The organism is Chitinibacter fontanus, assembly GCF_013423785.1.
Taxonomy (GTDB): Bacteria; Pseudomonadota; Gammaproteobacteria; order Burkholderiales; family Chitinibacteraceae; genus Chitinibacter; species Chitinibacter fontanus.
The window spans coordinates 1,213,918-1,228,013 of sequence record NZ_CP058952.1; the positions used below are offsets into that span (position 1 = coordinate 1,213,918).

Below are 14,096 nucleotides of genomic sequence, written 5' to 3' on the forward strand. Positions count from 1 at the left end.
CGACTGTAAGTTAGCTTGGCTATAAACCAGCATGTCTTTCTGATTGGCTTGCTGCTGTGCCTGTCGATACGCCTATCCCGCTGCTAATTGAACAAGCGCTTGAGCATATGCGGCTTTGGCGCATTCCTGCCGCTCTACCACTGCTGCGACAAGCATCCGCAGAAGCCAAACTCGCTGATGATCTGTACCACCAACTACTGGTCGAATTTTATCTGGCACGCTGCGATTACGCCGAGCATCATTTTTCTGCCTGCATAAATCGCGCCAGTCGGGCGGCCCGTTTGCTCGACGAACCCAGTTTGGCGCCTAGCGCACGTAACGCGCTGAAAGTTCATCATCACCAGCTGCTCGCACTGGTGGCCCGCGAAAAAGGTAATTTTAGTTTGGCGCTCAGCCACTGGATGCAGGTACTCGATCTGGCAATGCAGCAGGCGATGAATCAACATCTGATCGATGCTTGTTTGGGCGTGGGAGAGATTTACCTGCTAGGACAGCAATACGAACAAGCTGGGCAAGTTTATCAGCTGGCGTTTAGCCGGGCGCTGATGATGGCCGATGCGCCACAAGTAGTCAAAGCAGGTTTGCATTGGTTGTCGCTCTTGATGAATTGCCAGCAATACGAGCAGGCGAAAAGTATTTGCCAGCAAGTGCACACGATGATGGACGAGCAGATTGATCCAGCGTGGCACATTGATCTGGCGATTAACGAAGCACGTTTGTTACTGCACGATGGACAACAGCTTGCGGCGATGCAAGCGCTGCAGCAATTAAGCGCACAATGTCATGCAATTGGCTATTACTGGGGCGCAGCAGTGGTCGCCAAGCAGCTCAGTCGGCTGTGGGCGGACGCTGGTCAGCTCGAAGCAGCCTGCCAGTTGTTGCAGCAACTCACTGAGCTCACCGAACAACAAGGCTCTTACTGCCCGGCCGAGCTGTACCAGCTGTATGCCGAATTTGAACATCAGCGCCATCGCGACCAAGAGGCGCTGCGCCAGCTCGAACGATATCGCAGTAAGCGCAGTGAAGAACTGCTGCATTTACACCAGCGCACCGCGGTGATGACGCCCAGCCGCCAGCGCTTGCTCGATCTGACGCTGGAAAACCTGCTACTGCGGCAGCAACTCTCACAGGTGCAATATGCACAGTGAATTTCGCCAACGCATGAATGCCGAACCCGACGCGGCACTCGCTGAAGTGCTGCAGCAGTTGGCGCACGAGCGCGACCCGGCGCGCCGCAACGAGCTGCAATTATTGGAGCTCAAAATCCGCGATCGGCAAGGGCAATATGCGCAAACCTTACCCCGCTACGCGGCCTTGCTGCAGCAAATCCAAAACCAGCCCGAGTTGGAAATGGCGACGCTGGAAGAATATGGCAATGTGGCACTGGTGTTGGCGCCCCAACAAGAATTGCTGCAAATCTGGTCGCGGTTGTTTATTCGCGCCACTAGTTTGCAGCATTATGAATTTGCGATAAATGGTCTCAATGGTATCGGCAAGGCGTTTTGGCGTACCGATGATTACGCGGGAGCAAAAAAATATCATCTGCAAGCACTTGAGCTAGCGCTATTGGTCAAAGAAGGACGTGGTAAGGCGCAAAGCTATTTGTGCCTGGCCAAAGATTGCATCGCATTGCAGCAATATGATGAAGCATTGGCGGTACTTGGCGCTGGGCAAAGAACTATTTTGCAGCATGGTGATCCACAGTGGCATGCCGAGGCCCTGCTTTATCGCGGCATGTGCTTGCTCAAAATCCAGGCACCGAGTGAAGCGTTACATGAGTTACTCGATGCCGAACGCCTAGCCGAGCAGATCCATTTTCACTGGGCGCTCGCTCAAACGCAGCATGCGATTGCCGATGCACACGATCAAATGAACAACAGTGCAGCCTTTACGCAGGCAGTGAACAAAGCCCTCGAAACGAGCTGCATTGTGCATGATCTGGGGCTATGCGAGCAGATTCACTTGCTAGCCTATCGCTTTCACTTGCGCCAACTGGACTATACGGCAGCGTATCTGCACTTACAGGCCGCAAATGAATTCACCGAACAAATCCTGACTGACCAGCATATTCTCAAGCTCGATGCCCCTAAACGCTTATTGCGACGGATTAATGAAAAAATGGGGCTCGCTTGGCTCAATGCCATGAATCTGGCACTGGCCAACACCATTGATGAACAAGGTGAAGAAATGCGCCGCTTAAGCGGCATTGCGTATCAAGACCCCCTCAGCGGCATGCAAAACCGCCGTGCGCTAGATCTGAAGCTGGCCGAGCTAGCGCCCGGCAAAGCGGTGGCCTTATTTATGGTCGATATTGACCATTTCAAATCGATCAATGACAACTATGGCCACCCCAGCGGCGATGCTGTGATTGCCACGCTGGGCAAGATCCTATCTGCCTGTTGTCGTAAAGCCGATGAATTCATTGCCCGCTATGGCGGTGAAGAATTTGTCGGCATTATCGCCGCGGTCGATTTGTGCACTGCTCAGCGAATCGTTAAACGTATTCATGCTGCGATTGAACACTATACCTGGCACGAAATACTGCCCAATCGAGCGGTTACTGCCAGCATCGGTCTGGCCTACTCGGCAGAACATACTGGCCAGCAATTACTCGAGCTGGCCGATGCGGCGCTGTATCAGGCTAAAACTAATGGCCGCAATTGCATTTGGCTTAACTGCAGACCAGATTGGCAGCCCGGTGTGCTTATGGATGCGGATCACAGTGGCTCAATGCCTTAGCAAAATACCTGCCCATTGACTCTGGCAACCGAGTCTATGATTGCTATTTGACATGAAAAACTACCACTTATTTTCCTGAACCCTTGCCACGATTTGGAGTCTATTGGTTTTTGGCGCCAAACCTGGGTAAAGGAAATCAATTGCCACAGCCCCCAAATCCCGACACCAACAAAACATGCACTCATGATTGGTGCCTCATTTTTATCGCTTGGCTTATTGCAGCCTGTGGCACCTTGGGGGCACTGTTCTTTGGTGAAGTCATGGGGATTGCTCCGTGTACCTTGTGCTGGTATCAGCGCATTTTTATGTTTCCGCTCGCCATCTTCTTGCCGCTGGCGCTATTCCCACTCGACACCAAAGTGATTCGCTATGCACTGCCGCTGGCCATGTTGGGGCTGGGCTTTGCAATTTACCACTGGTTACTACAACTCGGCATCATCCCTGCCACAACCAGCCCATGCAGCCAGGGATCATCGTGCTCGGAAGTGAGTGCCCAATGGTTTGGCTTTTTGACTATTCCTTTGATGTCGGTGTTTGCCTTTGCACTGATTAATATCGCGCTGCTCGCAACTTTGATTCGAGAAAAATAATGAAACAGAAAACCCTTTTTATTGCGGCGGCTATCGCCCTACTCGGCTTGTTTATTGGCGGCACGCTGATGTTCAAACAACAACAGCAAAGCGAGGTTGCCCAGCAGGTACAGGTCAACCAACAGGCGCTAATGCGCATGCATTCACCACTGATCGGCGCACCTCATGCCAAGGTGACCATCGTCGAGTTTCTTGACCCTGCGTGCGAAGCATGCGCAGCGTTTTATCCGTTTGTAAAAGACATCATGGCCAAAAACCCCGAGCAAATCCGTCTTGTCGTGCGCTATGCGCCGCTGCACCAAGGTGCAGATCAGGTAGTGGCCGCGCTAGAAGCCGCACGTAAACAGGGCAAATACTGGCAAGCCTTGGAAACACTGCTGTCCACTCAACAACAATGGGCAATTAACCATCGTGCCGATGTGAATCTGGCCTTACCCATTTTGTCGGGCTTAGGTCTTGATATGGCTCAGCTACAAACCGACATGCAATCGAGCTCGGTGCAGGCCATTATTGAGCAAGATATTAGCGATGCGCAGGCTTTGGGCGTGAACAAAACCCCAAGCTATTTTGTGAATGGCCAGCCCTTGCAAAGCTTTGGCTATCAGCAACTGGCTGAGCTGATCAATAGCGCGCTGGCGACTCCTGAACAAGCGATGACAAAGTAACTTAGGCTTTCACCCCAAAGCGGCGCTGAGTTTTACGATAAATTTCAGCCATCTGCAGCGCTTTACCATTGGTGGGATCAATCACGGTCGCCCGCGTGAGTAACTCTTGGGCACGCTGCATATAGCTGGCGTGCCAACCATTTTGGTTCACGTACGCCAGCAAGGCATTAATAGTGTTGAGTAAAACTTGCAGATTGGACGGCATGTCTTTAACCGCTTTGAGGAAACGCTCAGCGGCCGCCTGCAAATCGCCGCTTTTGGCTAATCGAACCGCCTCATTATTGATTTCAACAATATCGGCAGCCGTGGCTTCGATCAGCTTTAAGGCTTCTTCTTCCCGCCCCTGCTCTTTGTAGATCCGGGTGACCCGCGCGGCCAATTGCGGATCATCATGCCGATTTTTCAGTACTTGCCGCGTTAATTGCTGCGCTTCTTCATGCCGGTTTTGTGCCAGACAATTCTTCGCCAACGCTAAACTAATTGCCGGGCCTGGTGGCTCGATAAAGCCTTGTACGGCACTCAGGGTACTATCCAGTTGTTGTCTAGCCTTGGCCTTGTCACCGAGCTTGAAGGTAATTTCAATATCGAGCACATCCGCCATGATTTTGTCATTGCTGGCGCGAAAATCCTTGCGCAAATAGGCGGCAGTTTTGCGCGCAGCACCAACGTCCCCACGAGCTAATTGCACCTCTGAAAGCTGGCTGTAGTCACTGACCTGTGGCCAGAAGGAGAAGCGAGCCAATCGCACGGTTTCTGTTAGCGATTGCTCGGCCAATGCCAGATCTCCAGCCACCAAAGCCACTTCACCCAGCTCGCGCATTCGATTGACCACAAAAGGCGATTTTTCCACTGCACGACTCAGGGTTTTTTTGGCGGCCTCAATCTGATGCTGGGCCTGCTGGGTCCGGGCTAGCCAGTCATAGGCCTCTAGCACCAACTCATGCTCGGCCATTACTTGTTGAAAAATCAGCTGGGCTTCATCGTATTCACGCAGATTAAACTGTGCCTTACCGAGCGCCATCTTGGCCCAAGCCAGATCAGCTTTCACCAACAAGCCGCGACACACATCCCGTGTTCCGGCCCAATCGGCAATTTTGAGCATCAGGTGGACTTTCATGCGCATAAAATCGAGCGCATCCTCTCCACCCTGCTCCACCTCAAAATTGCATAACGAGATCGCCCGCAAAAAATCATGCGCCAGAATGGCATCATCAATCGGTTTAAAGCGCTGTTTTTTGCGCAGCGCACGCACGATGCGATCGTAGAGCACATCACCCTTAAAGGGTTTCAGAATAATCGCATCCGGCGCCAATTCGGCCGCACCGATCACCTTGCTCGATTGGCGCTCGCCAGTCAGCATGATGAATACGCAACTGGCTTTGAGCAGTCCGTGGCGGCGCACTTCTTCGAATAAGTACAAGCCATCAAAGCCAGTGCCTAGGTCATAAGCACACAGCACAATATCGTAAGCCGTACGGCGTAACATACCAATCGCTTCGGCGCTACGATTGGCATACTCGACCGATTGCGCACCAAACTGATTGAGCGTCATTCCCATCGTTGCGCGCATCTCGGCGACGTGATCGATCACCAAGATTTTGAACTGGGATAAATCGTTCACGTTGATCGTCGGCTCGGACAAATCAACCGGGGCACGATCAACAAAGGAATAAGCTCTGACCTTGGATGCCATTTAATACTCCACCAGTGTAAAACTTGCTAAATCAATATCCATACGACCTAGCAAGCAATACCCCTACAAAACTGTGAGTTTGGCGTAGGCCACCGCCAACCATTTGCTACCATGCTGTTCAAAATTGACCTGTACATTGCCCGTAGCCCCACCTTCATGATCGGTGACAATGCCACGGCCAAACTTATGATGCTCGACCTTGGTGCCAATGCCCAAACCATGCTCGGGGGTTGATTTATTCAACTTAGGCGCTGGCGCTGCGTTGTAAGCCGTACCTGCACTATAGCTGCTCGGTGCGTAGCCGCGATTTAGAAATTTGAGCAAGGATTGCGGAATTTCATCCATAAAGCGGCTGGCCACACCATAACGTGTCTGGCCGTGCAACATGCGGCTTTGTGCCAAGGTCAGATACAAGCGCTCGCGTGCGCGCGTGATCGCCACATACATCAGGCGGCGCTCTTCCTCGATGCCTTGCGGATCGTTTGCGCTATTGTCATGCGGGAACAGCCCCTCTTCCAGCCCTGACAAAAACACCGCTTTAAATTCCAGACCTTTGGCCGCGTGCACCGTCATTAATTGCAGCGCCTCTTCGTGTGCACCCGCTTGATGGTCACCAGCTTCAAGGCTAGCGTGCGACAAGAAAGCAATCAGCGGATTTTGGTCTTCTTCTACACTGAAAGTGGCGGCGGCATTAATCAACTCTTCCAAGTTGGCGACGCGCTCTTCGCCGTCTTTTTCATTTTTATAATGTTCTAGCAAGCCGGACAGATCGAGCATCATATCGACGATTTCCGTCATCGGCAGACCATCGGCTTGATTGCGCATCGCTTCAATCATATGCACAAATTTGCCAATCGACGCGGCGCTACGCCCGCCCACACCGCACGCCGCCTGCCACAGCGTCGAACCTTCCAGTCGCGCTTTTTCCTGCACGCCTTCGACCGAACGCGCGCCAATGCCACGCGTTGGGAAATTAATCACCCGCAGCAAGGCGTTATCGTCCGACGGGTTGGCAATTAAGCGCAAATACGCCAGCGCGTGCTTAATTTCTTGGCGCTCGAAAAAGCGTAAACCACCGTACACGCGATACGGCACGCCGGCGCTAAACAAGGCATGCTCGATGATCCGCGATTGCGCATTGCTGCGATACAAAATCGCCACATCGGAAGGTGGCATACCTTCGCGAATCAGCGTCTGGGCTTCTTCAACAATAAATTGCGACTCTTCAAAATCCGATGCGCCTTCAAATACGCGGATTGGCTCGCCAGTGCTGGCGTCAGTCCAAAGTTGTTTGCCCAAGCGCTGCTTGTTATTGGCAATCACTGCATTGGCGGCATCGAGAATATTGCCGTGGCTGCGGTAATTTTGCTCCAAGCGAATCACGTGTTTGACGGCATAGTCGCGCTGGAAATCCTGCATATTGCCCACATTGGCACCGCGGAAGGCGTAGATCGACTGATCGTCGTCCCCCACCGCAAAGATCGCGCCCTGCTCGCCCGCCAGCAGACGTAACCACGCATATTGCAAGCGATTGGTGTCTTGAAACTCATCAACCAAGATATGCGCAAAGCGCTGCTGATAATGCGCGCGAATCGCGGCGTTATGGCTCAGTAATTCATAGCAGCGCAGTAGTAATTCGGAAAAATCGGCCACGCCTTCGCGATTACATTGTTTTTCGTATTCTTGGTAGGCAATACGCAAATGGCGCGAATAATCATCCCATGCATCCACATCCCCCGCGCGACGGCCATTTTCTTTATGGCCATTGATATATTGCTGCACGGTGCGGGGCGGATATTTGTCGTCATCCAAACTCAATAGTTTTAATACCCGTTTAATTGCCGCCAATTGCTCTTGGGTATCTAAAATTGCAAATGCCTCGGGTAATCCGGCATCACGATGATGTAACCGCAACATACGATTACATAAGCCATGGAATGTACCCACCCATAATCCACGCGGATTTAATGGCAACATACTAGTAATACGGGATAGCATTTCTTTGGCAGATTTGTTAGTGAATGTCACCGCCATTAAACCCGAGGGGGTAATTTGCCCGGTCGATAATAGCCAAGCAATACGCGTGGTTAATACCCGAGTCTTTCCACTGCCCGCGCCCGCTAAAATCAGCGCATGCTCGGCCGGTAATTCAACTGCTGCAGCTTGTTCGGGATTGAGTTTTTCGGTTAATGGATGTGACATGGGATATCTACGTTTAAGGCTTAAGTTGCTTATATTAACGCTTAAAACAAAACAGGGCAGCCTAAGCTGCCCTGTTTTGATCACAATCTGTGAAAAGCGTGCGAGAAGTTCGAGGACAAGGCAAGAATTACTGAAAAACCGGAATGTACATAAAGTACATGAGGATTTTGAAGTAATTCTTAACGCTGTAATCGAGGTTCGCAGCCGCTTTTAGATACGGATGCTGTCCAGTGTTGCGCCATTGGCCAATACATCATGAACCCACTGTGGTTTACGGCCACGGCCAGTCCAGGTTTGGCTTGGATCTGCTGGATTTGCATATTGTGCTTTAACAGGTTTTTTCGCGCCTTTTTTGCCACCAGATACTTCACCGAGCAATTCAGCTACAGTGAAACCGCTTGCTGCAGCTGCGCTTTGCAATTGGCTCAAAATGCGGGCTTTCTCTTGTTCTTTACGGCGCACCAACTCAACATCTACTTGGGCACGCAGTTCAACCAATTGCTGGTAATCGAGGTTAGATAAATCCATTACATAACTCCTAGAAGGCTGATTTTTACTTTTACCCAGTGATTATGGGGTGCTGTTTTAAATAATTCAAGGATAAATATTTAATTCGTTTATTTAACCAACCATTCATTCACAGCAATTAAGTCTTTTTCAGCTAATTCGCCAGCAGATGCTGCCAATAGTAATCGGGCATAAAGATAGGTGTAACGTGCCACAATCAGATCGTAGCGTGTCGCATAATACTTTTGCTCCGCATTCAATACATCAATAGTGGTACGTACCCCCACTTCACGGCCAAGTTTACTGGACGCCAATAAGCTTTCACTGGATTTGAGCACCTGTTGCAATGCTCTAATTTGCGCAGCTCCCGCATTTACCCCTAAAAAGGCTTGTTTAGTGGCTTGCTCTACATCGCGCCGCGTGGCTTCTACGGTATCGCGTTGCTGATCTTTTTTAGCTGCAGCTTCACGCAATCGAGAAGAACGATCTCCGCCAGTATAAATAGGGATCGATAATTGCAATTTAATTGCACCAGTCGCATTTTGATCGGTAGCACCGGAACGCGATAAACCACTACCGGTCCAATCATTGCCATAGCTAGCCACCAAATCCAAAGTCGGCGCGCTAAGTGCTTTATATTTATCGATTTCACGGGTGGCAATATCCAGCGCCAATTGCTGCCCGCTATTGCTTAAGCTGCTCGATTGCGCTTTTTGCAGCCAGGTTGCCAAATCATTGGGGATAGGGCCTTGCGGCTGCAAACGATCGCCAATGGTGGCCAATTGGCTGTCATTTAAGCCAGTTAATAATGCAAAAGCACTGGTTTTTACTTCCAGATCATTCTTGGCCAAAATTTCGGCAGCCAGAATACTGTCATAACTGGCTTGCGCCTCATCCGTATCGGTAATGGTGGCCACGCCAACATCGAATGACTTTTTCGCAAAGGCCAATTGCTCGGCAACCGCTTGTTTTTGCGCCTGAACTAACTGCACTTTTTCTTGTGCCGCCAGTAATTCGAAATACGTTTTAGAGACACGAAGAATTAGATCTTGCTCAGCTTGCCGATACTGCACATTGGCCAATTCAGTTTGCTTTTTAAGCTGATCTGCGGCGGCAAATGCTTCAGCCCGATAAATTGGTTGAGCTGCAGCAATAGAATACCCATAGGTATTACCATCAACCGAAGTATCTTTAATGGTTGCAGAGCTATGCCCCGGGGTGTAATCAGTTTGTGAATACGCCGCATTGCCATTTAATGTCACTTTAGGCAATAACAATGCCTGCCCTTGCTCGGCTTTTTCCTGCCCCGCAATGCGGGCATTTCGAGCCGCCGAAATTTGCGCATCAAATTTGGCTGCGGATTGCCAAGCTTGCAATAAATCAGTGGCCCAGACGCCACTACTCAGGCTCAGTAAGCTCAAGCCAATTAAACTCGATTTCAATTTCATTCTTTATTTACCTTTTCAACATCGCGGCTATCTACAGTAAACGCGGCCACAGGCTGTTAGGTTGACCGCGCAGCATATTTACGTCGGATTAACGGGCTTTAAACGGAACCATGCTGCGTACAACGCAGGAAGGAACAGCAGAGTTAATACCGTAGCGACAAACAGCCCCCCCATAATGGCGATCGCCATTGGCCCCCAAAATGTATCCCGCGTGAGCGGAATCATCGCCAAAATTGCCGCCAGTGCCGTGAGCATAATCGGCCGGAAGCGTCGCACGGCCGAGTCAATCACCGCATTCCAAGGTGCTGCGCCAGCGGCAATATCCTGCTCGATCTGATCCATCAAAATCACTGAGTTGCGCATAATCATGCCCGACAAAGCAATTACGCCCAGCGTTGCGACAAAACCAAACGGCGCTTGAAATAGCAACAGAGCCAAAGTCACGCCAATCATCCCTAATGGGGCGGTGAGCAAGACCATCAACATACGCTGAATACTTTGCAATTGCAGCATCAGCAAGGTCATCACCACAATCAGCATTAATGGCATCACCGCAGCGATCGAATCTTGGCTAATTTTGGATGCTTCGAGCGTGCCACCGGCTTCAATGTGATACCCCAATGGCAGCTTAGCCTCAATGGCTTTCATTTTCGGTAGCAAAGCCATCGAAACATCTGGTGCCTGTGCACCACTTACATCAGCCCGTACCGTGAGTGCCGGCACGCGATTGCGCCGCCAGATAATGCTTTCTTCATTTTCAATCGACAGCTTGGCGATCTGCGCCAACGGCACACTGCGGCCATTCGGCAGTGCAATCGGTAGATTTTCCAGAAAATCGAGTTGGGTGCGCTCGCCGTCTTCCAAGCGGCTCACCACATCAATCAGCAAATTATCTTCGCGCAATTGCGTCGCAGTGACGCCCGACACCGCCATTTGCAAGGTTTGTGATAATTGCTGGCTGGTTAAGCCCAATTGGCGTAATTTATCCTGATCGATATTGAGGCGCACCACTTTGACCTTTTCGCCCCAATCGGTATGCACTTGACGCAAATTCGGATGCGCGCGCATTTCTGCGGCTACCAGCTCGGCAACCTCTTTCAATTTCTGCTGGTCTTCACCGATAATGCGAAACTGCACCGGATAGCCCACAGGTGGGCCATTTTCCAGCCGAGTGACCCGACCGCGTACACTGGCAAAATCATTCTGAAAATGGGTTTTAATCCGCTTCAGTACATTCTCGCGCACATGCTCATCCTTGGTCATGACCGTGAGCTGACCAAAGTTCAAATTAGGCATTTGCTCATCCAGCGGCATGTAATAGCGTGGAGAGCCAACCCCCACATAACTGGTTACCGAAACCACATCGGGGTCTTTGAGCATCAGCGCTTCGATTTTTTTCACCTCGCGCTCGGTCGCATCAAATGAGGCGGTGTACGGTAGCCACAAATCCACCATTAATTCAGGGCGGCTGGACGCGGGGAAAAACTGCTTTGGCACTACCAGCGCAAACAACACCACCGATAGCACAAAAGCACCGCCAGTCAGCGCAATGGTTGTTTTGCGATAAGTAATGCACCAGGTTACGGCACGCCGAAAACCTTGGTAGAACTTCCCTCCGTGGGCATCGTGCGAGCCATGCGGCTTGAGGTTTTCTGGCAGCAAGTGGTAGCCCATATACGGCGTAAACAGCACCGCCACCACCCATGACAAGATCAGTGCCAAGCCGACCACGGCAAAAATAGAGAAGGTATATTCACCAGCATTAGATTTAGCAAGGCCTACCGGCAGAAACCCCGCCGCAGTAATCAATGTACCCGTTAGCATTGGAAACGCAGTCGACGTATAGGCAAAGGTGGCGGCGCGGAATTTATCCCAGCCTTCTTCAAGCTTGAGCGCCATCATTTCGACGGCAATAATTGCATCATCGACCAAGAGCCCGAGCGCAATCACCAAAGCGCCGAGCGAGATGCGCTGCAATTCCAGATTGAACACTTTCATAAACAGGAAAGTCAGCGCCAGCACCAGCGGAATCGACAAGGCCACCACAATACCGGTACGCCAACCCAGCGACAAAAAGCTCACCGCCAGTACAATCACTACCGCCTCGAGCAGCGATTTCATAAAGATGTGCACGGCGTTTTTCACCACCGCTGGCTGATCCGATACCGCATGCACCTCAATACCTATCGGCAAATCACGCTTCATTTTGGCTAAGACTGCATCAATTTGCTGCCCCATCGCCAACACATTGCCGCCGGCTTTCATAGAAATGCCCAAGCCAATCGCATCATCTGCTTTCCCCCCAGGCAAACCGAATCGCATGGTGTTGGTAGCTGGATTAATCGTGGCGCGGAAAACTTGTGCCACATCCCCCACCCGGAAAGTGCGATCATTAATTGTAACTGGGGTATTTTTGATGGTATCAATTGCGTCAAAACCACCTGACACCCGCAAGAAAACCCGCTCTTGCTGACCTTCCACCACACCGGCAGGGCTGACCGTATTGGTTGCAGCCAAGACCTGGTTAATTTGGAAAGGTGTCACCCCCATGGTAGCCAGCTTGGTGCTGCTGTATTGCACGTAGATTTTTTCATCTTGCGTGCCAATCAGGGTGGCTTTATTGATATCGGGAATACGCAGCAATTCGGTGCGGACGGTTTCTACATATTTTTTTAATTCAGCCGCCGTAAAACCATCGCCCGTAAAAGCGTACAAACTGCCGTAGGTTTCGCCAAATTCATCATTAAAGAACGGCCCCGATACCCCTTGCGGCAATTTACCCTTGGCATCGTTCACCCGTTTGCGCACCTGATACCATGCGTCGTTCACTTCTTTAGCGCGCACATGCTCGTACAGCATGATGGTGATCAGCGACTCACCAGCGCGCGAATAGCTCTTGGTGTAGTCGATATAGCCAATCCCTTGTACCGCTTCTTCCAGCTTATCGGTAACCTGCTGTTCGACCTCACTGGCTGAAGCCCCCGGCCAGAACGAGCGCACCACCATCGCCTTGAAAGTGAACTCAGGGTCTTCTTTTTGCCCCAGCTGGGTATAGGCCAATATCCCTGCCAGTGACAGGACAGCCATCAGATACAGCACTAATGATTGATGCCGTAGCGCCCAGGCAGATAAATTGAAGGCGTCGCTGCGCTTAGTCATGGCTAGCTCCTTCAAGCACGCGCACTGGCTGACCTTCACGCAACAAATTCGCTCCCGCAGTAACTACCACCTGACCTGGCTGCACGCCAGCCACTTTCACGGAATGCCCCGCTACGCCAATCACATTCACCGGCTGACTTTTTACAATGCCCTGGCCTGCTTTAATATTGCTAACCAGCCAAACTCGCTGCGCCTGATCTTTACCAAACAAGGCGGGTAACGGCAACGAGTATCCATTGGGTATATCTTTAGCAGCCTTTTGATGCGTAACCTGCAGCGTCATACCCATCTTGATATTATTTGAAGCCGGCAAAGTCACTTTCACACGGTAGGTACGGGTCAAGGCATCAGCGGCTGGGGCGACTTCACGAATAGTGCCTTCAAATTCTGCCTGTTCACCCGCCCACAATGAAACAGTGACTTTCTGCCCTTCGCGCCATGATTTAACCTTACTTTCCGGTACATCAATTACCGCTTCGCGCTCGCCGTCTTTAGCCAGTTGCAACACGGGTTGGCCAGCTGCGACCACCGAGCCAGGTTCAGCTTGAGTCGCAGTAACAACGCCAGAAACATCGGCGACCAGCACTGCGTAATTACTTTGATTTTGCGCTAATTGGGCTTGTGATTTGGCCTGTTCATGCTGCTGCCTAGCGGCGGTCAGCAAGGTGAAACGCTTATCGACTTCAGCTTGGCTGATAAATTTCTGAGCCAGCAATTCCTTGCCGCGCTGGTAGTCAAGCTCAGCCTGTGCCAACTGCGCTTTACTCGACTCCAACTGCGCGCGGGCGGCATCGGCTGAAAGGCGCACATCGCCCGGATCTAATGTCGCCAGTGTTTGTCCTTTACTCACCACATCGCCCACATTCACGGGCCTAGCATTCAGTTTGCCACCAATCCGAAACCCCATTGGCACAGTGTGTCGAGCCCTAACCTCACCGCTATATACCTCGCCAATCGATGTTTCATTCAGAGCACCGACTGTGATCGTCCGCACCGGACGAATATCGGCCACCGGTTCGGCTGGTTTCTGGCAACCAAGCAGCGTTAACGCGGCAATCGTGCTAAACATCAGGGTAGTTGGAATTCGTGCCAT

The 14,096-nt window shown here is 51.3% G+C and carries 10 protein-coding genes; 4 read left to right on the plus strand and 6 right to left on the minus strand.

The window, feature by feature from the left end:
• Positions 1-56: 56 nt before the first annotated feature.
• From HZU75_RS05660 to HZU75_RS05675, 4 genes are all read left to right on the plus strand, one after another.
• Positions 57-1,148: a tetratricopeptide repeat protein gene (locus HZU75_RS05660; RefSeq protein WP_180308184.1), complete on the plus strand. Its 1,092-nt coding sequence runs from the start codon at positions 57-59 to the stop codon at positions 1,146-1,148.
• Complete coding sequence (locus HZU75_RS05665; protein ID WP_180308185.1) at positions 1,138-2,739, plus strand: GGDEF domain-containing protein; 1,602 nt, start codon at positions 1,138-1,140, stop codon at positions 2,737-2,739. Before HZU75_RS05660 ends, HZU75_RS05665 begins: the two co-directional genes overlap by 11 nt.
• A gap of 140 nt (positions 2,740-2,879) precedes the next feature.
• The gene (locus HZU75_RS05670; RefSeq protein ID WP_180308186.1) at positions 2,880-3,329 is read left to right on the plus strand and encodes a disulfide bond formation protein B; all 450 of its coding nucleotides are present in this window, start codon (positions 2,880-2,882) and stop codon (positions 3,327-3,329) included.
• A complete protein-coding gene (locus HZU75_RS05675) occupies positions 3,329-3,994 on the plus strand; it encodes a DsbA family protein (protein WP_180308187.1) in 666 nt (221 codons plus the stop codon). The genes HZU75_RS05670 and HZU75_RS05675 overlap by 1 nt, the downstream gene beginning before the upstream one ends.
• Position 3,995: 1 nt before the next feature.
• Here the strand turns inward: HZU75_RS05675 and HZU75_RS05680 are convergent, their stop codons facing one another.
• The 6 genes from HZU75_RS05680 to HZU75_RS05705 form a co-directional block, all read right to left on the minus strand.
• Positions 3,996-5,687, minus strand: a complete 1,692-nt coding sequence (locus tag HZU75_RS05680; RefSeq protein WP_180308188.1) for a response regulator — start codon at positions 5,685-5,687, stop codon at positions 3,996-3,998.
• A 63-nt stretch (positions 5,688-5,750) separates the two neighbouring features.
• Positions 5,751-7,889, minus strand: coding sequence for a UvrD-helicase domain-containing protein (locus tag HZU75_RS05685; protein WP_180308189.1), 2,139 nt, complete (start codon positions 7,887-7,889; stop codon positions 5,751-5,753).
• Positions 7,890-8,099: 210 nt separating this feature from the next.
• Positions 8,100-8,417 carry an H-NS histone family protein gene (locus HZU75_RS05690; RefSeq protein WP_180308190.1) on the minus strand — a complete coding sequence of 106 codons (318 nt, stop codon included), beginning with the start codon at positions 8,415-8,417 and terminating at the stop codon, positions 8,100-8,102.
• An 89-nt stretch (positions 8,418-8,506) separates the two neighbouring features.
• Positions 8,507-9,844 carry a TolC family outer membrane protein gene (locus tag HZU75_RS05695; RefSeq protein WP_180308191.1) on the minus strand — a complete coding sequence of 446 codons (1,338 nt, stop codon included), beginning with the start codon at positions 9,842-9,844 and terminating at the stop codon, positions 8,507-8,509.
• Positions 9,845-9,922: 78 nt separating this feature from the next.
• Positions 9,923-13,003 (minus strand): efflux RND transporter permease subunit, encoded by a 3,081-nt coding sequence (locus HZU75_RS05700; RefSeq protein ID WP_180308192.1) that lies wholly within the window; start codon positions 13,001-13,003, stop codon positions 9,923-9,925.
• Positions 12,996-14,096: an efflux RND transporter periplasmic adaptor subunit gene (locus HZU75_RS05705; protein WP_180308193.1), complete on the minus strand. Its 1,101-nt coding sequence runs from the start codon at positions 14,094-14,096 to the stop codon at positions 12,996-12,998. The genes HZU75_RS05700 and HZU75_RS05705 overlap by 8 nt, the downstream gene beginning before the upstream one ends.